This is a genomic window from Brevibacterium sp. SMBL_HHYL_HB1, from assembly GCF_018208375.1.
GTDB classification, from domain to species: Bacteria; Actinomycetota; Actinomycetes; order Actinomycetales; family Brevibacteriaceae; genus Brevibacterium; species Brevibacterium intestinavium.
Genome location: NZ_CP062936.1, coordinates 2944303 through 2967480 on the forward strand (window position 1 = coordinate 2944303; position 23178 = coordinate 2967480).

The window sequence follows — 23178 nt, forward strand, 5'->3', positions numbered from 1 at the left end:
GCCGAGCTGGGGATCGCCCTTGAGGATCAGAAGGCTTCAGCCTCCGATGAGGCCCTGATCCTCGAGCCACTCCTCAGCGACGTCCTCGGGCATCTCGCCGTCGGTGTCGACGCGGCCGTTGAGCTCCATCATCACCTCATTGGTCAGCTTCTCCGAGATCGGATCCATGATCTCGGCGATCTCCGGGTGCTCATCGAGTGTGTCCTGACGCAGAGTCATGGAGCCCTGGTACTGGACGAAGAAGTCCTTGTCGTCCTCGAGGACGGTCATGTCGTTCGCTTTGATCCTGGCGTCGGTGGAGAAGACCTCGCCGAACTGGCACTTCTTGCCGACCTGCGGGTAGATGAGGTTGAGGTCGAGCTCCACGACATCGGAGAATTCGAATCCATAGGCCTCCTCCAGCCCCGGCAGGCCGTCATCGCGATTGACGAATTCGCTGGCGGCGCACACCTTCCCCTGATCCTCGTTGTCGGAGATGAACTTCGCGGCATCGGACATCGTCTCGAGACCGTTGGATTCGGCGAAATCGTTCTTGACGGCAATCCGATACGTGTTCTCGAACGGCGCCGGATCCAGCCAGGCGATGCCGTTGTCAGCATCGGCCTCGGAAACCGCTTCGAACAGGTCATCCGGCACATCTTCGGTGGTGTTGCCCAGAATGTTCACCCACCCGGTTCCCGTGTAGTCCCAATAGAAGTCGACTTCATCGCTTTCGAGCGCCTCGCGCACGGTCGCACTTCCGGAGATTCCGGTCTGGTCCTCGATACTTGCTCCGGCGTCTTCGAGTGCCTTTGACGTGATCTGCGAAAGCACCACCGATTCGGTGAATTCCTTCGACCCGGCGGTCAGATCGACGCCGTCGAGCATCCCCTCGTTGGGGCTCTCTCCTCCGCCTCCCCCGCAGGCTGTGAGCAGCAGAACGGCCGCGGCCGCCGTGCCGATCAGCGGTGTCAGCTTCGAGTTTCTGGACATGATGTCTTCTCCTTCAGTTGGTCGAATCCGTGAAGTGGTTTCCCGAGTCGAGTCCTGCGTATCGCTCACAGTCCCTTGGGCCGCAGGAAGTCCTCCGCGATTCCGGCGATGTAGTCGATGAGCAGAGCGAGCACTGCGGTGAGTGCAGCACCGACGATCTGGACGAGAACGCGGTTGGTCGACAGTCCGGCGACAATGATGTCGCCCAACCCGCCCGCGTTGATATAGGTCACCAGAGTGGCGGTGCCGACATTGATCACCAGCGCTGTGCGTACCCCGGCGAGGATGACCGGCACGGCCAGCGGAAGCTCAAGCCGACGCAGCACCTGCATGCGGGACAGTCCCATACCGCGTCCGGCCTCCAACACATTCTCGTCCACCTGCTCCAAGCCGACCATGGTGTTGAGCAGGACAGGGATGATGGCGTAGAGGACCAGGCCGACGATGGCGGCCTGGAATCCCAGGAATAGGAAGGCCACGGCCAGCAGCACCAGGATCGCGATCGTGGGAACAGCCTGGAGAATGGTCAGCACGCCGATGATGAACGGACGGATCCGTCTGGTCAGAGGCCGTGTGAGAAGGACTCCCAGTGGTACGGCGATCACCAGCGTGACGAGTGTCGACACCGCGGTGAGGACGATGTGCTCCTGGAGAGCCGTGCCGATCGACCCGATGTTGAGCGAGCGCTGCTCGATCGTGTCGAGCTCCCTGCTCTGCACGTAGAGGAAGAGCCCGAGGCAGACGAGACCGAGGATCACAGGAACCGTGAGGTAGCCCATCCACGTCCGTCGATGCGCAGCAGAAGGGGTCTGGGCGACCACGCCTGCATCAGAGCGATGCTCAGCTGAAGTCTGACTCATGACGACGTCTCCGATGGGTCGATGCCCGGGAAGTCCGCCTGACCGGATGCCGTCGAAGCCGAGGGCATGGACGTGAACTCACTGCGTGCTTCGGCGACGGCGGAACTGCGCATCGTGCGTATCGAATCATTGACTTGGTCGATGTCGACCACGCCCTGATACCGGCCGTGTTCGTCAACGACGATCGTGACGGCATAGCGAGCGGCGACCAGTTCGTTGAGCGCGTCGGACAGGGTAGCTCTCGGTTCGATCACGGCCCGCGGCACCGAACCGACCTGGTCGAGCGGTTCTCCTCCGCCTCGGCGAAGGTCATCAGCGGTGACCCAGCGTGCCGGTCGTCTTTCGCTGTCAAGTACGAGGACGGCACTGTGGATCGATTCTGCCAGCAGCTCGTGCGCCCGTTCGTGTGAGTCCTCGCTGGTCACGGTCGGCCAACTGCCCAATTCGATCTCGCTGACACGGGAGAGGTTGAGCCTCTTGAGTGAAGCCCCGGAACCGATGAAGTCCTTGACGAAGTCATTCGCCGGGGCAGTCAGGATCCGTTCTGGCGTATCGTATTGGGCGATGCGAGACCCCTCCTGGAGAATCGCGATCCGATCACCCATCTTGATCGCCTCGTCGATGTCATGGGTGACGAATACGATCGTCTTGCGGACTTCGGACTGCAGGCGCAGGAACTCGTTCTGCAGACGATCGCGGGTGATCGGATCGATCGCGCCGAAGGGCTCGTCCATGAGCATCACCGACGGGTCGGCTCCGAGGGCGCGGGCCACGCCGATGCGCTGCTGCTGGCCGCCGGAGAGCTGTTTGGGGAACCGGTCACGGTATTCGTCGGGTTCCATGTTGACCATCCGCAGCAGCTCGTCGACTCGGCTGCGCACCTGCTCGGCGCTCCAACCGACCAGTTTGGGGACTGTGGCGATGTTCTGACCGATCGTCTCGTGCGGGAACAGACCGACCTGCTGGATGACGTAGCCGATGCGTCGGCGCAGTTCGTCGGCGTCGGCAGTGGTCACGTCCTGCCCATCGAGGATGATTCGACCGGACGTCGGTTCGATGATCCGGTTGATCATCTTCATCGTCGTCGTCTTCCCACAGCCGGAGGGGCCGACGAGGACGACGATCTCACCCTCGTGGATGTCCATCGTGAGTTCGTCGACGGCATTGGCTCTCTGCCCCGGGAAGCGCTTCGTCAGACCCTCCAAACGGATCATCACATCGGACTCGGCATCAGAGGCGGACTGAGCTGGATTCGTTGTCTGTGTCATCGGATACCTCGCGAAGTGGTGAGTCTCTGGACTGCGTAGAAGACGAGATCGAACAGAACCGCCAAGATCATCACGCCGAGTGTGCCGGCGAGTACCAAGTTGACCGCGACGGGAGTTCCGACTCGTGCCAGGCCGGTGAAGATCAGCTCACCGTAACCAGGGCCGTTGACGATCGCGCCGATGGCCGCGATCCCGAGCAGCACCAGGGTCGTCACGCGCACACCGGTGATGATGACCGGCCAGGCGAGCGGCAGTTCGACACGCATCAGTCGCTGCCTGCGGTTGAGCCCCATCCCCTTGGCCGATTCGATGATGGCCGGATCGACCTCACGCAGGCCCGTGATGGTATTGCGCACCACGGGCAGGAGTCCGTAGAGGACGAGCGCCAGCAGCACGGGCGGCCACCCCAGGCCGAGGGGACCCAGCAGCAGGATGAAGAGCGCGAACGAGGGGATTGTGAGAAAGGAACCGGTCACGGCCAACGCAATCTCCCGGGCTCGTTCGTGCTGAAAAGTCAGCGCACCGAGTGCGACGCCGATGACGGTGGCGATGAGCACTGCCGCACCGACGACCGCCGCATGCGCCAACCCGAGCTCGATCATGTCGTCGGCCCGTTTGCCGAGGAACTCCCCAAAGCCCATAGGCTCCTACTCCTTCCGACGACGTGAACTGCCTCTATGTTGAAGAGCAATAACCGTTCTATTGTAGTTTACGGAGTTTCCAGCTGAAGCGAAGCGAACTCACAGGCTTGTCATCGCCCCATGCCGATAGGGACCGGAAAGAGTCAGTAGTTGAGGCGGACCGCGGTCTCGCGCAGATAGCGGTCGACAAGCAGGTACGCATCGCGCGTGAGCGCCCGCCACAGCTGCAGCGCCAGCTGAGGATCCTCGGATTCGAGTTCGTCCAGCGACTCGGGCGTGAGGACCATGAGTTCGACGGCACCCACGGCCTTCTCAGTCGTCTCCTGCCGGTCATCGCTGCCTAAGGCCAGTTCTCCGAAGGTCATTCCGGCACTGAGTGTGTTGAGTCGCACGCGGTCCCCGTCGGGATCCGTGACGATGGTGTTCACCTGGCCGGAGACGATGAAGTGAACCCCGCCGAACCGCTGTCCCACGCGACGGATGATATCGCCGTCGTCGTGCTGCCGCGGCACCAGATAGGACAGGAGCCGGTCACGCTGCGCCTGCGACAGCGGCGCCAGCACCGGGCTGTTCTCCACCAGGACCCGACCGGGTTCGCCGACAGCGGCTCCCGACGCTGAGATCAGCTGGTTCTCACAGTACTCGACTGCGCTTCCCCGGCTGTCGAAGATCAGCACCGCCGGATCAGCGGACAGTGCTGTATCGGCGAACAGCCCTCCTCTGTCGATGAGCAGCAGCTGCCGGTCTGCCTCTTGCAGCCGCTGAGAGACTTCCTCGAGCATCTGCTTGGCCAGTGGGCCGACCTCATTGACGTGCTGCATGTCGATGACGAGGAGTGAGACTGCGTCATCGGCTTCACTGACGGCGCGGACGAGCGACTCTGTACCGGCGAAGGCCAGGTCTCCGGTGACTTCGATGATCCGACACCTCTCGTGGAGCTCTTCGAGCACCGCCGCCTGTTCCCCTGTGCGGCGGATTCGCGAAGGCAGCTGGATGATCCCCGGCCCCTGCCGTACGGTTGAGTTGCCGCTGGTGGCCGAGCGCACGAAGTGCATCTCCATATCGGCTGACAGCCTCCGACAGGTTTCGACACCGCGCACGCTGCTGCCGTGCTCGTCCAGCGGCGGTGAGTAGACAGCCAGGCCCGCTTGGCCCGGCAGCACGGCGAGTGTTCCACCGCCGACTCCGGATTTGGCCGGCATCCCGACACTGCTGACCCAGGAACCGGCATCGTCGTACATGCCTGAAGTCATCATCACCGACAGGATCCGCTCGACCTGCTCGATCTCGAGCACTGTCTCTTCGGTGCGCGGGTTGGTTCCGCCGTTCGCCAAAGTTGCGGCCATCAGCGACAGATCGTGGCAGGTGACCTGAGTCGAACACTGTCGCAGATAGTTCTCAAGCGCCCGTGTCGGGCTGTCCTCGATGATTCCGAAAGAACTCAGCAGATAGGCCAGAGAATGATTGCGGTCGCTGTTGCGCATCTCGACGTCGAATACGGCCTTGCTCCCGGTCAGACGACGTCCCGCAAACTTCGAGTAGAATTCCGTGATCCTCCGCGGCGCGGATTTTCCGCCGCTGCCTTTGATCATCGACACGACGGCCAGCGCCCCGGCATTGATCATCGCATTCGCAGGCCGTCCTGTGCTCGGGGCCAGGGAGATCTCGTTGAAGGGGTCCCCTGACGGTTCGACGTCGACCTTCTCGTCAACGGCGTCGACACCGTGATCGGCCATCGCCAGCCCGTAGCTGAACGGCTTCGAAATCGATTGAATCGAGAACAGTTTGTCCGAGGCACCGACGGAGTAGACATAGCCGTCGACCGTGGCAAGACAGATCGCGAAGTCCTGCGGGTCCGGTGCATCGCCCGCGGGGTGGATCGGGTAGGGCGCACCCGCGTCATTGCCGCTGACCTCGTCGAGCAGCCCTTCGAGATACTTCTGGATCGGGGAGTCCATGGACCCAACTCTAAGACAGCACGGGAAGAGTCTCCTTCCGACGTCCTTGGGGTTCGTCGCAGTCTTTCGGTCCTCCCCATTCAAGCGGGCCCCGCCTCGGCGGGGAACCGGTAAACTGACTTCGAATGAACAAATTCAGCCACGAGTCCCTCAGTCCGGAGCTCATCCACCTCCTCGGCCATGATGAGCGGGCCCCGGCCCACACCCACGACCTCGGGCACCTGGTGTACCCGGCGACGGGGGTGCTGTCCCTGGTCACGAGCGATGGGTCGTGGATCGCACCGTCGAATCGCGTCGTCTGGGTGCCTGCGGATTTCGAGCATCAGCACCGGGCGCATGGGGCCGCGGACATGCGCGTGGTCTTCCTGCCCGCGCAGATGGCCGCTGCCCTCGTCGACCGGCCTGCCGTGCTGGCGACGACCCCGCTGGCCACGGAGGCGATGCTCGCGCTGACCGGCCCGGGGCGGCGGACGAAGGCGAGCACGGACCGCCTGCGTCTCGTCATCCTCGACGAGCTGACGGCCACCGGCGAACAGCCGCTGCACCTGCCCGAGCCCCGTGACGATCGACTCTTGGCCGTGACGAAGCTCGTCGAGGAGGACCTGGCGAATCCGGTTTCCCTGGCCGAACTCGGCCGCCAGGTCGGGGCGAGCGAGCGGACCCTGACTCGTCTGTTCCAGCAGGAGACGGGGATGACAGTCCGGCAGTGGCGGGCCGAGCTGCGCGTGCATCGGGCGCTGCTGCTCCTGGCCGACGGGCTGAGCGTCTACGACACCGCGGCCGAATGCGGTTGGGCGAACCCGGGCTCGTTCATCACCGCGTTCACCTCGCTTGTCGGGATGAGCCCGGGACGGTATCAGCACTCGCTGCGCGGATGACCGGGCGCTCGGGCGGCCGGCTCACGAAGCCTTCATCAGTGCCGGCTCGCCCAGCGGTGTCCCGGTCAGTGCAGGCTCGCCCAGGTCTGGGGCTTCAGTCCGTGCCCGCCCCGGTAGTTCGGAGACTCGGGTTCCGTCCAGTCGCCGAGGAGGTCCTCCGGCAGTGCGTAGACCGTGACCCGCAGCGGGTGGCAGTGGTCAACCGCGTCCTCGCTGCCGTCGCCGAACATGGGCGCTGACAGGTCGCCTCCGGGACAGGCGGACAGCGCGGCGAGCAGGTCCTGCTCGGCGAAGAACTCGAAGTGGTCGCCCGGCTGAGCGGGGCAGGTCTTCATGAAGTACTCGTCGTTGTCGTTGAGTCCGGTGCATTGGAAGACGTTGAGCACATCGTGGACGTCGAATTCGGTCAGTCCGAAGGGCAGGATCGCGCGGACGAGGTTCGAGTGGCAGTGGAAGTCGAAGTCCACGCCGCTCAGCATCTGCGACACATAGGGATCGCACCGGGTGCCCAAGGTGTCGTGGAGTCGACCGCCCTCCGGGTCGGTGCCGTATTCGGCGAGTGTATCGCCGACGATCGTGGCCATGGGGCGCAGGAACGGCAGGGTCGACCACAGGCGGTCGAACGTCGAGAGGTGGGCCGCCTGCAGCTGCCGGGTCCGTGCCGCCCAGAACCGTTCCCGGGGATCGTGCCGGTTCCACAGGTTGAGGTCGCCGACCTGCGGGCCTTCGGGAGTCGAGATCCGGCAGACGTGGCCGGCCGGGATCTCCCAGGCCTGCCCCGAACGGATCGGCACCGTGAACTCGTCGACGACGCGCCTGCGCTCGGTCTCGGCACCGATGCGTCCGTAGTAGTCCTCGTCGACTTCGAGCGCGGCGCCTTGGTAGGCCGCCTCGGTCAGTCGTGCGTCATGTGGCATGGTCTTTGTCCTCCCCGGCTGAAGTGTTCGCGGCCCTGATCGTCACCATGCCACCTTCTTCCTCAGGACCCAAGTGACCGGTGGCCCTGGCGCCCGTATCCGACCGGTCGACCGCTGCCAGAAGCGCCGAGGCTGCCTTCGGAGACGCAGAGACCGACATCACGGCTCCCCCACCGATGACCGGGTCTATGCTGAAAAGAGAGCCTTCACACACACCGAGGATCGGGAGGTCGAAATGGCTGAAGAGAAAATCGACGTCGAGCTGCAGGACACAGGCGAATTCCTGGCCAGCATCCACACGCGCACGGGGACCGAAGAGATCGTCTTGATGTTCTCCGACGTCGAGGACGTCTCCCAGGGTGCCCTGAACAATGACGAGGCCACCGCACGGGCGGCAGTGGAATTCCTCCTCAGCCATCAGGACGCGGCAGACCTGCCCGATCGGATCGACCTCGTCGACATCTCCGCCGCCTACGACGGAGCCGTCGACTCCATCCGCAAGCTGCGCGCCTGAGATCCCTCGGGCTCGCTCAACGACACCGCTGAACCACGACTCACGCATTATCAGCACACGAAGAAGATGATCAAGATGTCCGACACCCAACGCCTCAACGTCCTCGCCGTCGACAAGGCCGCCTACCAGCCCATGATCGCGATGGAGGAGTACATCCACGGTGGCAGCCTCGGCGAGGAGCTGCTGGCACTGATCAAACTGCGCGCCTCGCAGCTCAACGGCTGCGCCTACTGCCTGAACATGCATGCCCGCGAGGCGCGCAAGGCCGAGGTCGACCAGGTCAAGGTCGATGTTCTCGCCGGGTGGAAGGAAGCCGCATCGGTCTACAGCTCACGCGAGCAGGCGGCTCTGCGGCTGACCGAAGAAGTCACCCTCATCGCCGGGGGTGTCTCAGATGAGACCTGGGAAGCCGCCTCGGCAGACTTCTCCGAACAGGAGATGGTCGAGCTGCTCATGGCGATCTCAGCGATCAACGTCTGGAACCGCCTCGCTGTGAGCACCCATCAGCCCTTGGACTGACTCGCGCCAGTCACTTGGCGGCTGGCTGATGGTCGGCCCGCAGCGTCGAAACCACGCTGGCGTTCCGAGGCCACTGCGCACGCCCTCTGTGTCAGGCTGTCTTGTGACAGTTATCTGACAATATTGGCGGGGAGAGAAGTCTGTTATGTCTTTTGAAGTTCCGTCCCGTTCCTCGAGCCGCGGGCATTTCACCACGGCCCAGAAACTCGAGATCCTGGACGAATATGACAAATGTATCGAGATGGGTTCTAAAGCCCAGTTGGCTCGGACTGTCGGGGTCAATCCCAGAACGATCTATCAGTGGTTCGTGGACAGAGAAAATGGTTGCCTGACCTCGCGATCGGATCGGTTGAATGGCAATCCCAGTGACAACAAGCTCAAAGCCGCTGAGAAGAAGCAACTCACACAGCTGCAGGCCGAGAACGAAGCGTTGAAGGCCAAACTGGCCAAGTCTGAAGCTGCGGTCGATATCTTGGGAAAAGCGTCCGCGCTCTTGGAAGCGATGTCCAAGAGCGCGACCGCGACAGACCCGACGCTGCCCGAGGTCGAGGCGACCAGGCCGGACTGGATGAGCCCGCCACAGTAAAGGCAATCGGGTTCAGGTTCATCGGCGATCTGATCAGGGTCGGCTGGTCGATCACGGCGGCCTGCGAGTTGATGGGTGTGCATCGTACGAGTTGGTACCGTCACCAGAATCCGGCGGTCCCGGCCGGGGTGCAGGTGCCGCAGAAGGAACGCGACTACCCGAGTCGGATCACCACCGCCGAGGCCGATGCGTTCATGGCGCTGTTGAACTCTGAAGACTACGAGAACCTGTCTGTCACCCAGGCGTATTGGCGGATGCTCGATGCCGGGCAGGTGCCATTCTCCGCATCGACGGCTCACCGAGTGGTGGCCGCACACGGGCAGAACGGAGACCGTCGCGCCCAGCGCCGTGGCAACCAGCCCAAACGGCCCAAGCCGGTCCACGCTGCCTGCGCACCGAACCAACTGTGGAGTTGGGACATCACGATGCTGCGCGGTCCCGGCAAGGTCATCTATCGCCTCTATGCCATCATGGACGTTTTCTCCCGCAAGATCGTTGGCCACCGGGTCGAGACTTCCGAGAAATCCGTCCATGCTCAGACCATGATCGATCAGGCTGTGGCAACTAACCAGCAGTACCCGACCGTGCTACACGCCGATAACGGGGCTCCCATGCGCGCGGCAACGACTGTCCAGTTCGCTCAGTCGCTGGGGATCAAGCTGTCCTTTTCCCGGCCCAGAGTGTCGAATGACAACGCGTTTAGTGAATCGACGTTCAAGACCATCAAGTACCACTTGGACTTTCCCACCCGGTTCGAATCCATCGATCATGCTCGTGACTACATGGCCGCGTTCATTGCTGACTACAACGCGAACCACCGCCACAGCGGCCTGAATTATTACACTCCCAACGATGTCCATCACGGACGTACCGAGCTTGTCCGGGCCCGTCGCCAAGCCACTCTGGAGGCCCGTCACTGCGCGCATCCGGAACGATTCCACACCAGCCCCATAGCCGCTGGCCCACCGACCCACGCCGGCATCAATAGCCCAGAAAACACCGAGCTGTCACAAACAGCTTGAAATATACCGCCGGCACCGTGGTCTCGGAACGCCAGCGTAGTTTCGGCGCTGCACGCGGTTTCAGGCGCGGCTGCGGCCAGCACGCCAGCGTGGTCTCGCCGCTCCAGCGTGGTCTCGGCGATTAATGTGAGCGTGGACAGCAGCGGCCCCACTAGTGACCCCATCCCACCACGAACCCCACCCCCACCATCACCCCATTCCCACCAGTGGCCCCATCCCCACCAGCACCCCACTCCCACCGCAGACCCCGCGCAGACACACGAACGCCCGGACTCCTTCCATCAGGAAATCCGGGCGTTCGGGCGTTCGGGCAGGTGATCAGCTGTGGTGAGCGGCCTTCTCCTGCTTCTTCTCAGACCGCCGCCGGATGGTGTTCGCCTCGATGTCCTCGAGGGTGCGACCGCGGGTCTCGGGCACCCGGAGGGTAACGAACAGGACGCCGAGGACGCAGATGACGCCGAAGATCGCGAACACCGCGTCCTGGCTCATGGTCGCCGTCATGATCGGGAACAGCAGACCGACGAGGAACGATCCGATCCAGTTGAACGAGCTGGCCAGTCCCGAAGCACGTCCGCGAATCGCCAGCGGGAAGATCTCTCCGACGATCACCCAGGTCAGCGGCGCCCAGGTGAAGGAGTAGAACGCGACGTAGATGCTGAGGAACACGACGATCATCATCGGATCGGCATTCGGCATCACCGAGTTGATGATCGCCGGCAGCAGGAACGAAGCACCCATGACGAGTCCGCCGACGATGAGCAGCAGCCGACGGTTGAACCGCTCGGCGATCGCCATGTAGAGCAGTGAACCGAGCACGAGGATGACGCCCTGGATGATCGGCCACATGAGCGCCGATTCCGCGGCGTTGCCCGTGGCGGTCTCGACGATGAGCGGAATGTAGTAGAAGATCGCGTTCGCGCCCTGGAACTGCTGGAACGCCGCCACGCCGACGCCGGCGATGACGAGATAGCGGTATCGGCTGGCCATCAGCGTCGCCCACGTGGTCACGAGGGCGTTCTTCTTCTCCTGCTCGGCGGTGTTCCTGATCAGTTCGATCTCGGAGTCGAGCTCATCGGGACGGCGGATGTAGCTGAGGACCCGCCGCGCCTGCTCCTCGTGGCCGTGTTTGACCAGGTAGCGCGGGGACTCCGGAAGGCGGAGCACTCCGAGGAAGAGGATGATGGCGGGAACGGCAGCGGCTCCGAGCATCGCCCTCCATGCCCAGGCTTCGGGCAGATCGCGCAGGAGGAAGTCGACGATGTAGGAGATGAGCATGCCAGACACGATCATCGTCTGGTTGAGTCCGGAGAGACGTCCGCGCAGTCGCGCCGGAGCCAGCTCCGACATATAGGCGGGAACGAGCGCGCTGGCCGCACCGACGGCCAGTCCGAGGAAGATCCTCACGAATACGAGGAACAGCGTCCCGCCCGACGGCGCCACCGCACAGAGCAGTGAGCCGAGCACGAAGACGACGGCGGCGGCGAGGATCATGCGCCGCCGGCCGAAGCGGTCCGAGAGCTGACCGGCGATGGCGCCGCCGAAGATGGCGCCGAACATCACTCCCGAGGTGATCCAGCCGATCACGCTCGCCTCGTCGCGCAGCCCCCAGTCGTTCTGGAGGAACGGCAGCGCGCCGGTCATCACTCCGATGTCATAGCCAAAGAGAATTCCGCCGAACGCGCCGAAGAAATAGATGAACGCGCCGGAGATCTTCTTGTCATTGTCCACGATGACAACATCCCTTTCTGGATGGATGGTCAGCGCATTTCGGAGAGTCGAAACCGGCACCACTGCCGTTCGTCCGAAAAGCAACTCTGCCGTTCACTTCAAAAAGTGAGCGCTAACATTTCTGTCGGTCGAAACGTTAATCTACCCGCTCGGGGCTGTCAACGCTTATTTTCCCGAGCCTGCTCAGGAGGCTGCGCTGTCGAGCTGCGCACCAACAGGACCGGCGGCACTGCGGACATATCCGGTTCCTGACCGCCGATCAGCGCCGCCGCGGCCTCGAGCACCCGATGCCCGAGCGTGGTGAAGTCCTGATGGACGGTCGTGAGGGCGGGACTGAAGTAGGCCGCCTCCGGGATGTCGTCGAAGCCGATGAGCGAGACGTCGTCGGGCACCGTCACCCCGGCTTCGTTGAACGCCGCCAGCAGTCCTAAGGCCATTGCGTCATTGGCCGAGAAGATCGCGGTCGGAACGCCGTCGGCCCGGTCCGCCAGCGCCCGGCCCGCCTCGTATCCGCTGGCCGGGCTCCAGTCCCCGGCGACGACCTCGGCGGCGATCCCCCGCGCCTCGCACTCGTCGAGGGCTCCCGTCCGCCGCTCCTGCGCGTCGATCCACCGCCCGGGCCCGGTGAGCACGAGGATCCGACGGTGGCCGAGCTCGCCGAGGTGGGCGATCGCGTCCTTCGCGCCCTGCCGCTGGTCGACGCTGAACGTCGACAGCCCCGGCAGATGCGACTGCGGGGGCCCGACGACGATGAGCGGGACGTCGACGGCGAACATCGGCACCTGCCGGACCACGTCCTCCTGCGCGGCGATGACGATGATCGCCTCGACCGAGCGATCGAGGCAGGTGTCGATGGCGCGCTCGAACTGCTCGGACAGCTCGCCGTCGCCGCCGGATCGGATCGTCGCGAGCAGGGTGGTGAAGTCGTGGCTGCGGGCGGCCTCCTCGATGCCGGCCAGCGTCCGCGTGGGCCCGTAGAGGAAGGACCCGACCGCGATCACTCCGATGAGTCCGGACCGGCTCGTGACCAAGGTCCGTGCGGCATTGTTGCGACGGTAGCCGAGTTCGCGGATGGCGGCCTCGACCCGCTCCCGGGTGGCCGGTTTGACTCCGGTCGCACCGTTGACGACCCGCGATACGGTCTGGTGGGACACCTTCGCGTGGGCGGCGACCTGGGCCATGCTCGGCCGCCCGTCCGGACTCTGGGCCCGGCTCACGACGCTTCGCCGATCGCTGCGATCGTCCATGTCGCCTCGTGCGTTTCGCCGGGGTCGAGGACGAGGAGGTCGGTGCCGGAGTTGAAAGCGTCGGGCGGGCAGGTCATCGCTTCGACGGCGACCGCGCGCCGATCGAGTTCGGGATGGTCGGGGACGTCGGCGGTGAAGATCTGCACCCAGGGCAGCGCCTCCGGGTCCCAGCTTAGCGACACCCCAGAATCCGCGGCATCGGGGCCGAAGAGCTCGACTCCGGTCGTCCCTCCTTCCGCTTCGATGCCGGTCATCGCGTGGTCGATTCGCTGCGGGCCGATCGGACGCGCCGAGGTGAAGTCGAAGACCCCGTCGGCGAACTCGGCCACCGGATGCAGGCACCGAGGCAGCTTCGTGTCCTCATCGACGTCGAGCACCTCATGCGCGGGCACCCGCAGCCGCCACTGATCGGCCCGCCCCGTCGGCAGCCTGAGATAGGGATGGGTGGCCACCCCGTAGGGGGCCGGAGCGGACCCGACGTTCGTCGTGGTGATCGACCACCGCAGCCCACCGGCGCCGAGGCGGAACCGGGCCATGGCCTCGAGCGAATGCGGATAGCCCGGCTGGGCCGCGATGCGCGTGGCCAGCTCGACCCGATCGGCTGCGACGCCGACGACGTCCCAGTCGAGCCAGGAGGCGAGACCGTGGATGGCGTTTCCGCGCTCGGGCTCGGTGATCGGCAGCTGCTCGGACCGACCGGCGAACTCGTATGCTCCTCCGGCGATCCGGTTGGGCCATGGCAGCAGGCCCGTGCCCAGGGCCGCCGGGCGGACCTCATCGGCCCCGAAGGTCGCCGTCAGCGGTCTGTCCCGGTGGGACAGTGAGCGCAGCGTCGCTCCCACCGAGGCGATCTCGGCCGTGTAGCCGCCGCCGCTGATGCGGATCTGCCGCCCGCTGCCCGCCCTCGCGTGCGCGCCAGCGCCGGCACCATTCGTACCGGCACCATTCGCGCCGACACCACCGTTCGTGCCCGCGGTTCTGTTCATGTCGGCCATCGCGTTCGGCCCTGTCATTCCGTTCGTCATTGAGCGCTCATTCCGTTCGCGGCTGCCGTTGATGCGGACAGCTCTGTCGATCTGCTTCACCTGCCCGGTTCTGACGTCCCGCCCCTCGTCACGGACAAGGCTACCGACTCAGTGAGGGCGCGGCACGCGCGTCCGCCCCTTGCACGCGCCGTGTCCGTGCGGCATGATGAGACGGAATACATGAATGTTAACGCTAACATTCGGCGGGCGATGCTGCCCGCCCCGCGAACGCGAAGACGCAGAGAGCCAGGAACATGGAACCAGAGCACACAGCGGGTGGCAGGGCCCGCGCGAAATCGGCGAAGATCATCGAGACCGGAGCGGCCGTGCTCGGCATCGAACTCGGATCCACACGGATCAAGGCCTGCCTCATCGCCCCGGACGGAGTCAGCCTGGCCACCGGAAGCTCCGAATGGGAGAACCGGTGGAGCGACGGACACTGGACGTACGGCCTCGACGAGGTGTGGGACGGCATGGCAGCGGCCTTCGCCGATCTGCGCGACCGGGTCCGTCAGACCTACGGCTGCGAGCTGACGTCTCTGGCCGCCCTGGGAGTCTCGGCCATGATGCACGGCTACCTGGCCTTCGACTCCGATGACGAGCTGCTCGTGCCATTCCGCACCTGGCGCGACACCACAACGGCGCGCGCCGCCGCCGAGCTGACCGAACTGCTCGAGATCAACATCCCGATGCGCTGGTCCGTGGCCCATCTGCACCAGGCCGTCCTCGACGGCGAGGACCACGTCGGCCGCGTCTCCTTCCTGACCACCTTGGCCGGGTACGTCCACTGGCAGCTGACCGGGCAGAAGGTGCTGGGCATCGGCGACGCTTCGGGCATGTTCCCCGTCGCCCCCGACACCCTCGACTACGACGCGGCCAGACTGAGCACCTTCGATGACCACCTCGGCGAGGCGCTGCCGGACGGGGGCCTGCGGTCCCTGCTGCCGCAGGTCATCGCCGCCGGCCGCCCGGCCGGTGAGCTCACCGAACGCGGGGCCGGACTCCTCGATCCCACCGGCACCCTGCGCCCCGGAAGCCCGATGTGCCCGCCCGAGGGCGATGCCGGCACCGGCATGGTGGCGACGAACTCGGTGCGGCCGCGCACCGGCAACGTCAGCGTCGGCACCTCGATCTTCGCGATGGTCGTCCTCGACACTCCGCTGGATGACGTCCACACCGAGATCGACCTCGTCGCAACCCCGGCCGGGCCGACGGTGGCGATGGTCCACTGCAACAACGGCGCCGATGAGCTCAACCGCTGGGTCTCGCTGTTCAAGGAGGCCGCCTCGGTGCTGGGCGGAGACCGTCAGGTCGCCCCCGATGAGGCCTTCGCCGCCCTGCTCACCGCCGCCGAGGACGGTGCCGCCGACACCGACGGCATCGTCGTGTTCAACAACATCTCGGGCGAACCGATCACCGGACTCGAACAGGGCCGTCCCCTGCTGGTCCGGGCCCCCGACTCGGAGCTGCGGCTGGGCAGCATCATGCGCGCCCATGTCTATTCGATCTTCGCCACCTTGGCCATCGGCCTCGACGTCCTCGCCGAGGAGGGTGTGGGACTCGAGTTCCTCAACGCCCACGGCGGACTGTTCAGAACCGCCGGAGTCGCCCAGCGCTTCCTCGCCGCCGCCACGGGCACGCCCACCGTCGTCGCCGAGAGCGCCGGCGAGGGAGGGGCATGGGGCATCGCCCTGCTGGCGGCCTATCTCGACCACTCGGAGAAACCGCTCGAGCGCTTCCTCGACGAAGAGATCTTCTCCGGCACGTGGACCCATTCGGTCACCCCGACGCCCAAGGACGCGGCCGGGTTCCGCGCATTCCTCGACCGCTACCGCGAGGCACTGGCCGTCGAGGCCGCAGCCGTCGACCACCTCCCCTGAGCCGGACGGCCCCACCGCCGGCAACCCACCCATCGACGATCGGAGGATCATCGTGACAATCGATCAGCGCATCCGCGCACTCATCAGCGAAACCCAGGAGCGGGTGAGCGAGCTGCATGCTCAGCTGCCGTTCTGGGGCCTGGTGGTCTGGACGGCGGGCAACGTCTCCGAACGCGTCGTCGTCGACCCCTCGGGCACACCCGGGCCGGATGACCTGCTCGTGATCAAGCCGTCGGGAGTCCGCTACGACGAGCTGTCGGGAGACAAGATGGTCGTGTGCGACCTCGAGGGCAACCTCGTCGAGGAGCTGTCGACCGGCGGTCTGACCCCGTCATCGGACACCGCCGCCCACGCCTACGTCTACCAGCAGATGCCGCAGGTCGGAGGGGTCGTGCACACGCACTCGACCTATGCCACCGCTTGGGCCGCCCGCGGCGAGGAGATTCCGTGCGTGCTGACGATGATGGCCGATGAGTTCGGCGGGCCCGTGCCCGTGGGACCGTTCGCGATCATCGGCGACGACTCCATCGGGCGCGGCATCGTCGACACGCTGTCCGATTCGCGCAGCCCGGCGGTGCTCATGCGCAATCACGGCCCGTTCACCATCGGTGCCACCGGCGCCGAGGCGGTCAAGGCAGCCGTCATGGTCGAAGAGGTCGCCAAGACCGTCCACGTCTCCAAGCAGCTCGGTGAGCCGCTGCCGATCGAGCAGGGGACGATCGACCGCCTCTACGACCGCTACCAGAACGTCTACGGACAGTGATCCGCGGACCCGAAACTCCCCGAACACCGACATCGCGAAGGAGCAGTTGACATGCGCAATCCATTCGAGGGCAAGGAGATCTGGTTCCTCACCGGCAGCCAGGGTCTCTACGGCCCGGAGACCCTCGACCAGGTCGCCGAGCAGTCACAGCAGTTGGCCGGCACACTCGACGCAGCCGAGGACATTCCCGTCAGGATCGTCTGGAAGCCGGTCCTGACCGACTCGGAGTCGATCGAACGCACCCTCATCGAGGCCGGGGCCAACGACCGCGTCCTCGGCGTCATCGCCTGGATGCACACGTTCTCACCGGCCAAGATGTGGATCCGCGGCCTGGAGGCGCTGCGCAAGCCCCTGCTGCACCTGCACACGCAGGTGCATGAGCGCATGCCGTGGTCCGAGATCGACATGGACTTCATGAATCTCAATCAGGCCGCCCACGGCGACCGCGAGTTCGGCTACATCCTCACCCGCTTGGGTGTTCCCCGCGTCACCGTCGTCGGACACGTCGACCATGCGAAGGTGACCGGCCGCATCGGCGTGTGGGCCAGGGCCGCGGCCGGCTGGAACGAGGCACAGCACATGCGGATGGTCCGCTTCGGCGACAACATGCGCAATGTGGCCGTGACCGAAGGCGACAAGACCGAGGCCGAGATCCGCTTCGGCGTGTCCGTCAACACCTGGAGCGTCAATGAACTGGCCGCCGCTATCGACGCGGTTCCCGACTCCGAGGTCGACGCCCTCGTCAAGGAGTACGGCGAACTCTACGACATCGCCGACGAACTGCGTCCGGGCGCCGACCGCCACGAGTCGCTGCGGTACGCGGCCCGGCAGGAAGCCGCGATCCGCGGATTCCTCGAGGCCCACAACGCCACGGCGTTCACCGACACCTTCGAAGACCTCGGCGCGCTCAAGCAGCTGCCCGGTCTGGCCGTGCAGCGGCTCATGGCCGACGGCTACGGCTTCGGCGCCGAGGGCGACTGGAAGACCGGCATGCTCATCCGCATCGCCAAGGTGATGGGCTACGGCCTCGACGGCGGCGCCAGCCTGATGGAGGACTACAGCTACAACCTCGAACAGGGCGCGGAGAAGATCCTCGGTGCGCACATGCTCGAGGTCTGCCCCTCGCTGACCGCGGGTCGGCCCCGGCTGGAGATCCATCCGCTCGGCATCGGCGACCGCGAGGACCCGGTCCGTCTCGTCTTCGACGCCGATCCGGGTGATGCCTTGGTCCTGGCCCTGTCCGACATCCGCGACCGGTTCCGCCTCACGGCCAATGTCGTCGAGGTCGTCGAGCCGGACGAACCGCTGCCCAATCTGCCGGTGGCCCGTGCCGTCTGGCAGCCGGCGCCGGACTTCGCGACCTCGGCGACCTGCTGGCTCTCGGCCGGTGCCGCGCACCACACGGTGATGACGACCGCGCTGGGTCTCGACGCGTGGCGCGACTTCGCCACGATCGCCGGTGTCGAGCTCGCCGTCATCGACGAGGACACGACCGTTCACGGCTTCCAGGACGGACTGCGCTGGAACGACGTCTACTACCGCGTGTCCCAGGGGTTCTGACCGACCACCGCTGACGGTTCGAAGCTGCCGTGGCCTGCGACGAGGAACATCTCGTCGCAGGCCACGGCAGCTTTCTGATGCCGGTTCTCAGTCCAGCAGGTCGTGGCACACGATCGACTGCTCGCGGTCGGGGCCGACGCCGATGACCGACATCCGGCAGCCCGAGAGCTCCTCGAGCGCGGTCACGTACTTCTGAGCGTTGATCGGCAGGTCCTCGAAGGTGCGGGCACCGGTGATGTCCTCGGTCCAACCGTCGAAGTACTCGAAGATCGGCTTCGCGTGGTGGAACTCGGTCTGCGACACCGGCATCTCGTCCTGACGCTGCCCGTCGACCTCGTAGGCCACGCAGACGGGGATCCGCTCGATGCCGGTGAGCACGTCGAGTTTGGTCAGCACATAGTCGGTGAAGCCGTTGACCCGTGAGGCATAACGAGCGATGACCGCGTCATACCAGCCGCAGCGGCGCGGACGACCGGTGTTGACGCCGAACTCCCCTCCGGCCTTCTGCAGGTATTCGCCCATCTCGTCGAACAGTTCGGTGGGGAACGGTCCGGCCCCCACGCGTGTGGTGTAGGCCTTGACGATGCCGACGACGCGGTTGATGCGTGCGGGGCCGATGCCCGAACCCACACAGGAACCGCCGGCGGTCGGGTTCGAGGAGGTGACGAACGGATAGGTGCCGTGGTCGACGTCGAGCATCGTCGCCTGACCGCCCTCCATGACGACGACCTCATCGCGGTCGAGGGCCTCGTTGAGCAAGAGCTCGGTCTCGGCGACATAGGGACGCAGCCGCTCGATGAAGGGCTCGAAGTACTCGACGATCTCGTCGACCGACACCGCCCGACGGTTGTAGACCTTGACGAGCAGTTCGTTCTTCTGCCGCAGAGAGCCCTCGATCTTCTGCCGCAGGATCGACGCGTCGAAGACGTCCTGGACGCGGATGCCCAGTCGCCCGATCTTGTCCATATAGGCCGGTCCGATGCCGCGGCCGGTGGTGCCGATGGCCCGCTTGCCCAGGAACCGCTCGGTCACCTTGTCCAGGGTCTGGTGGTAGGGAGCCACGAGGTGGGCGTTGGCCGAGATGCGCAGCTTCGAGGTGTCGGCCCCGCGCGATTCGAGCGCGTCGATCTCTTCGAAGAGAGCCTCGAGGTTGACGACGACGCCGTTGCCGATGACCGGGGTGACGTTCGGTGAGAGGATACCGGCGGGCAGGAGTTTGAGCTCGTATTTCTCTCCCCCGACGACGACCGTGTGTCCGGCGTTGTTCCCGCCATTGGGTTTGACCACGTAATCGACGCTGGTGCCGAGGATATCGGTGGTCTTACCTTTACCTTCGTCGCCCCACTGAGCGCCGACGACAACGATTGCTGGCATGAGAGTACTTCACCTCGAAGTGAGAGGGGGATGTCATTACTCCACAAGTCTACTGGGTCACACTGCCACAGCCGTCAGCGGGCGAACGCCGGTCCGAATCCGTCCGCCGAGGCGACCCCCGCCTGCACGCCGCGGCGACCCGTCCCGTCCTCGCCCGCCGAGGCTCATCCGTCCAGTCCTTGTTCGCCGAGATCAGCGGGCTTATGCTGAGGTCACCCACGTATTCCGTCGTTCGGGCAGGAGCCTTCTGAACGTCGCCGGAGCAGTCGACTTCAGGGCATCACCGCTCGTAGGAGGTTGCTCATGTCCACCACCTCAACGAATCCGGCCACGAATTCCGCGCAGAGCCCCTCGCTGCCGTTCGCCAGCCGTGCCGACCAGCTCGTCGGATCCGTCATCGACGCCTCCACCACACTGCTGGCCGCCTACGACCACGACATCGTCAAGTTCGGTATGGGCGCGCCCGCCCCGGACATGCTGCCGGCCAAGGACTTCGGACGCATCGCCGGAGAGGTCTTCGACCCCTCGAACTTCACCTACGGGGAGACCAAGGGCGAGCCGATCCTGCTCGAGGCCCTCCACGACTATCTGTCGGCCACGGACCAGATCCCGGCCGAGCAGAAGGGCAACCTCGACCGCCTGCTCATCACCTCCGGGGGGATGCAGGGCCTCGACCTCGGGTTCAAGCTCTTCGTCAGCCCCGGCGACCTCGTCGCCTGCGAGTCGCCCACCTACACCAACGGCTCGGCCACGGCCATGAGCTACGAGGCCGACATCCTCGAGGTCCCCGTCGACGATGAGGGCATGCAGGTCGAGGTGCTCGAGGAGCACACGGCTCGCACCGGCAGGCCGCCGAAGGTCATCTACACGATCCCGACGTTCCAGAACCCGGCCGGGGTGACGATGTCCCTGCCGCGGCGCGAACGGCTGCTGTCCTTCGCCCACCGCCACCGTTCGGTCATCATCGAGGACAACCCCTACGGCATGCTGCGCTTCTCGGGCGAGTCCCTGCCGGCGCTCAGCGACCTCAGCCCGAACGACCCCCTCATCTTCGGTGTCCGCACTTTCTCGAAGTTCGTCGCCCCCGGCCTGCGACTGGGCTGGATCGACGTCGACCCCGAGGTCCGCGACCTCGCCGTCAACGCCAAGCAGACGATGGACACCTGCGCACCCGTGCCCAACCAGCACCTCGTCGCCCAATGGCTGTCCGAAGGCGGCGCCGAGTCCCACGTCGAGGTCCTGCGCGAGGCCTACCGGGAGCGGAAGCTGACGATGTCGGCGGGTCTCGAACGCCACTTCCCCGGCCAGCTGAGGGCCACCGACCCCGACGGCGGATTCTTTCTGTGGGTGACCTTCGAGGACGAGACGCTCAACACCGAGCAGCTGCTGCCCACCGCCCTGGAAGAGGGCGTCGCCTACATTCCGGGCCCGGCCTTCTCCCCCGGCGGCAGCTTCACCAACGACCTGCGCCTGTGCTTCGCCTCGAACACCCCCGAACGCATCGACGAGGGGCTGGAGCGTCTGCGCAGGGCCATCGACCGGCACCGCGCCTGAGGCACCTTCCCACCCGGTGAGGGGGCAGATAGGCTGATCGCCTGACCGATTCCGACTCAGGAGGAGCCCGCGTGCCCGATCAGCCGATGCCACGTCTGCGCGCCTGGGTGCGCGACCCCGAGGTCACCACCGACCTGATGCAGATCGGCAAGTCCGTCATCGCCGCCACCGCGGCCTGGTGGCTCTCGGGGTCCGTGCTCGACTCGCAGATGCCGTTCCTCGCGCCGTGGACGGCGCTGCTGACCGTCCACGCCACGGTCCACCGCTCCCTCTCGCGCGGCATCCAGACGACGGTGGCCACGACCATCGGGGTCGGGATCTCGTTCCTCATCGGCAATTTCCTCGGCGTCAGCCTCTGGACCTTCGCCCTGGCGCTGCTCGTGGGACTGGCCGGTGCCCGACTGAGCTGGATCCGGGATGAGGGCGTGGCCATCGCCACGACCGCGATCTTCATCCTCGGCAGCGGCTTCAACAGCCAGCAGCCCCTGCTCGGCGAGCGCATCGGCGAACTCGCCCTCGGCGTCGCGATCGGTCTGGCTGTCAACCTCATCGTCGTTCCGCCCCTGCGTGACCAGCAGGCGGCCAGATACGTCGACAGCATCAACCGCAGGATGGGAGACGTGCTGTGCAGCATGGGCCGGGAGTTCCGCGAGTCGTGGGACACCGACGAGTCGGACAGCTGGCTGCAGGAGACCCTGTCGATGAGTCGGGAGCTCAACTCCGCATGGGCCTCGGTGCGCTTCGCCCGGGAGAGCCGTCGGGCCAATCCCCGCGGCTACCTCGGCACGCGCCGGGCCGGGCCGCATTCGACCACCATCTCCTCCTCGGCGAAGGTCGGCTACGAGGACATCCTCGAACGCGTCGACGAGGGCATCTCCCATCTGCGCAATCTCACCCGCACCCTGGCCGAGGCCTCCTACGACGAGGGCCGATGGGACGACCGCTTCCGCGCCGAATGGGCCGATATCGCCGCCGACGCGGGACAGGCCGTCGCCGACCCCGACGCCGATGTCGAACCGATCCACGCACGCCTCGACGAGCTCTCGACCCGTCTGGCTCAAGGTGAGCTGCCCTCCCGGTCATGGCCGCTGTACGGCGCGCTCATCACCAGCCTGCGCCATATCGCTGTCATCGTCGACGATGTCGCCTCCGATCGCCGGGCCCGCGAGGCGGCGAAGTCGAATCCACGGAAGTGACCTCACGCGGCCCCGCACCCGCGAGCCGCGAATCCCGACCCCTCACCCACGCGGAAAACCCCGCGAATCCCACATGCCGACCGACGGGTCCCACTGTCTGAGCCGGCAACCTGATTTGTGCACAATTACACTTGCTCGCCGATAATGGAGACATGCGTACCAGAACGATCCCCACCATTGCCATTGCCGGACTCCTCGCTCTCAGCGGGTGCTCCGGCTCGGATGAAGCCGAGCAGCCCGCAACCGAGGACGCTCAGGGCGCGGAGACGGCCGATCAGAGTGAACAGGCCGAGTCCGAGGACTCCGACGAAGGATCCGAGGACGCCGAGGACTCCGACGATGAGTCCGAGACCGCGGAGGCCTCCGAGCCCGCGGACGAAGCCGAGGACTCGAAGCTGACTGTGAAGACCGGTGCGAAGACGATCACGATCCACCCCACAGATGTCTACTGCTCCGGCGAACCGGGCAACATCCGGCACATCATCAGCAAGTCGAACAACAAACCGCCGCTGGTCAAGGCCGAGGGCTCGGACTTCGTCATGGTCAAGATCGGCCAGGGGAAGCCCTACAAGACCGATCAGCCCGGCGGCGTGGACTTCGGCGACGAGAGCGTGACCTTCGACGGCACCGAGGTCGGTTCGGCAACGCTGGACGGAACGATGACCTGCACCGACTGGGAGGACTGAGCCTCAACAGCACACTGCGCGCCGTGGCCC

Annotated in this window: 21 protein-coding genes; 11 read left to right on the top strand and 10 right to left on the bottom strand. The window is 65.5% G+C overall.

Going from position 1 to position 23178, the window contains the following annotated elements:
- Positions 1 to 36: 36 nt before the first annotated feature.
- The 5 genes from IG171_RS13605 to glsA all read right to left on the bottom strand — a co-directional run bounded on the left by IG171_RS13605 (position 37) and on the right by glsA (position 5699).
- A complete protein-coding gene (locus tag IG171_RS13605; RefSeq protein ID WP_212127935.1) occupies positions 37 to 972 on the bottom strand; it encodes a glycine betaine ABC transporter substrate-binding protein in 936 nt (311 codons plus the stop codon).
- Positions 973 to 1037: 65 nt separating this feature from the next.
- On the bottom strand, positions 1038 to 1751 hold the full coding sequence (locus IG171_RS13610) for an ABC transporter permease (protein WP_249203699.1): 714 nt from the start codon (positions 1749 to 1751) through the stop codon (positions 1038 to 1040).
- 77 nt (positions 1752 to 1828) lie between these two features.
- Positions 1829 to 3100, bottom strand: a complete 1272-nt coding sequence (locus IG171_RS13615) for an ABC transporter ATP-binding protein (RefSeq protein ID WP_212127937.1) — start codon at positions 3098 to 3100, stop codon at positions 1829 to 1831.
- The gene (locus IG171_RS13620; protein WP_212127938.1) at positions 3097 to 3741 is read right to left on the bottom strand and encodes an ABC transporter permease; all 645 of its coding nucleotides are present in this window, start codon (positions 3739 to 3741) and stop codon (positions 3097 to 3099) included. The genes IG171_RS13615 and IG171_RS13620 overlap by 4 nt, the downstream gene beginning before the upstream one ends.
- A 143-nt stretch (positions 3742 to 3884) precedes the next feature.
- Positions 3885 to 5699, bottom strand: coding sequence for a glutaminase A (gene glsA / locus IG171_RS13625; protein WP_212127939.1), 1815 nt, complete (start codon positions 5697 to 5699; stop codon positions 3885 to 3887).
- A gap of 125 nt (positions 5700 to 5824) precedes the next feature.
- Between glsA and IG171_RS13630 the strand changes: the two genes are divergently transcribed.
- Positions 5825 to 6577, top strand: a complete 753-nt coding sequence (locus tag IG171_RS13630) for a helix-turn-helix transcriptional regulator (RefSeq protein WP_212127940.1) — start codon at positions 5825 to 5827, stop codon at positions 6575 to 6577.
- 65 nt (positions 6578 to 6642) lie between these two features.
- Here the strand turns inward: IG171_RS13630 and IG171_RS13635 are convergent, their stop codons facing one another.
- Positions 6643 to 7494, bottom strand: a complete 852-nt coding sequence (locus IG171_RS13635) for an urea carboxylase-associated family protein (RefSeq protein ID WP_212127941.1) — start codon at positions 7492 to 7494, stop codon at positions 6643 to 6645.
- A 235-nt stretch (positions 7495 to 7729) separates the two neighbouring features.
- Between IG171_RS13635 and IG171_RS13640 the strand changes: the two genes are divergently transcribed.
- The 4 genes from IG171_RS13640 (at position 7730) to IG171_RS13655 (ending at position 10135) form a co-directional block, all read left to right on the top strand.
- A complete protein-coding gene (locus IG171_RS13640) occupies positions 7730 to 8008 on the top strand; it encodes a hypothetical protein (protein ID WP_212127942.1) in 279 nt (92 codons plus the stop codon).
- Positions 8009 to 8074: 66 nt separating this feature from the next.
- Positions 8075 to 8527 carry a carboxymuconolactone decarboxylase family protein gene (locus IG171_RS13645; protein WP_212127943.1) on the top strand — a complete coding sequence of 151 codons (453 nt, stop codon included), beginning with the start codon at positions 8075 to 8077 and terminating at the stop codon, positions 8525 to 8527.
- A gap of 145 nt (positions 8528 to 8672) precedes the next feature.
- Positions 8673 to 9113 (top strand): transposase, encoded by a 441-nt coding sequence (locus IG171_RS13650; protein WP_212127466.1) that lies wholly within the window; start codon positions 8673 to 8675, stop codon positions 9111 to 9113.
- Between the two features lie 71 nt (positions 9114 to 9184).
- On the top strand, positions 9185 to 10135 hold the full coding sequence (locus IG171_RS13655) for an IS3 family transposase (protein ID WP_249203700.1): 951 nt from the start codon (positions 9185 to 9187) through the stop codon (positions 10133 to 10135).
- Between the two features lie 318 nt (positions 10136 to 10453).
- Here IG171_RS13655 and IG171_RS13660 read toward each other — a convergent pair whose 3' ends face one another.
- From IG171_RS13660 to IG171_RS13670, 3 genes are all read right to left on the bottom strand, one after another.
- Positions 10454 to 11863, bottom strand: coding sequence for a sugar porter family MFS transporter (locus IG171_RS13660; protein WP_212127944.1), 1410 nt, complete (start codon positions 11861 to 11863; stop codon positions 10454 to 10456).
- 158 nt (positions 11864 to 12021) lie between these two features.
- Positions 12022 to 13110, bottom strand: coding sequence for a LacI family DNA-binding transcriptional regulator (locus IG171_RS13665; protein ID WP_249203701.1), 1089 nt, complete (start codon positions 13108 to 13110; stop codon positions 12022 to 12024).
- Complete coding sequence (locus tag IG171_RS13670) at positions 13077 to 14135, bottom strand: aldose 1-epimerase family protein (RefSeq protein ID WP_249203702.1); 1059 nt, start codon at positions 14133 to 14135, stop codon at positions 13077 to 13079. The genes IG171_RS13665 and IG171_RS13670 overlap by 34 nt, the downstream gene beginning before the upstream one ends.
- 254 nt (positions 14136 to 14389) lie before the next feature.
- Here IG171_RS13670 and IG171_RS13675 point away from each other — a divergent pair, with 254 nt between their 5' ends.
- The 3 genes from IG171_RS13675 to araA are packed head-to-tail and all read left to right on the top strand — an operon-like array spanning position 14390 to position 18338.
- Positions 14390 to 16015 (top strand): FGGY-family carbohydrate kinase, encoded by a 1626-nt coding sequence (locus IG171_RS13675; protein WP_212127945.1) that lies wholly within the window; start codon positions 14390 to 14392, stop codon positions 16013 to 16015.
- Between the two features lie 52 nt (positions 16016 to 16067).
- Positions 16068 to 16778: an L-ribulose-5-phosphate 4-epimerase gene (locus IG171_RS13680; protein ID WP_212127946.1), complete on the top strand. Its 711-nt coding sequence runs from the start codon at positions 16068 to 16070 to the stop codon at positions 16776 to 16778.
- Between the two features lie 51 nt (positions 16779 to 16829).
- The gene (gene araA, locus IG171_RS13685) at positions 16830 to 18338 is read left to right on the top strand and encodes an L-arabinose isomerase (protein WP_212127947.1); all 1509 of its coding nucleotides are present in this window, start codon (positions 16830 to 16832) and stop codon (positions 18336 to 18338) included.
- A gap of 87 nt (positions 18339 to 18425) precedes the next feature.
- Here araA and IG171_RS13690 read toward each other — a convergent pair whose 3' ends face one another.
- The gene (locus IG171_RS13690; RefSeq protein WP_212127948.1) at positions 18426 to 19712 is read right to left on the bottom strand and encodes an adenylosuccinate synthase; all 1287 of its coding nucleotides are present in this window, start codon (positions 19710 to 19712) and stop codon (positions 18426 to 18428) included.
- Positions 19713 to 20015: 303 nt separating this feature from the next.
- Between IG171_RS13690 and IG171_RS13695 the strand changes: the two genes are divergently transcribed.
- From IG171_RS13695 to IG171_RS13705, 3 genes are all read left to right on the top strand, one after another.
- A complete protein-coding gene (locus tag IG171_RS13695; protein ID WP_212127949.1) occupies positions 20016 to 21266 on the top strand; it encodes a PLP-dependent aminotransferase family protein in 1251 nt (416 codons plus the stop codon).
- 71 nt (positions 21267 to 21337) lie between these two features.
- A complete protein-coding gene (locus tag IG171_RS13700) occupies positions 21338 to 22462 on the top strand; it encodes an aromatic acid exporter family protein (RefSeq protein ID WP_249203703.1) in 1125 nt (374 codons plus the stop codon).
- Positions 22463 to 22614: 152 nt separating this feature from the next.
- Complete coding sequence (locus tag IG171_RS13705; protein WP_212127950.1) at positions 22615 to 23148, top strand: hypothetical protein; 534 nt, start codon at positions 22615 to 22617, stop codon at positions 23146 to 23148.
- Positions 23149 to 23178: the final 30 nt, after the last annotated feature.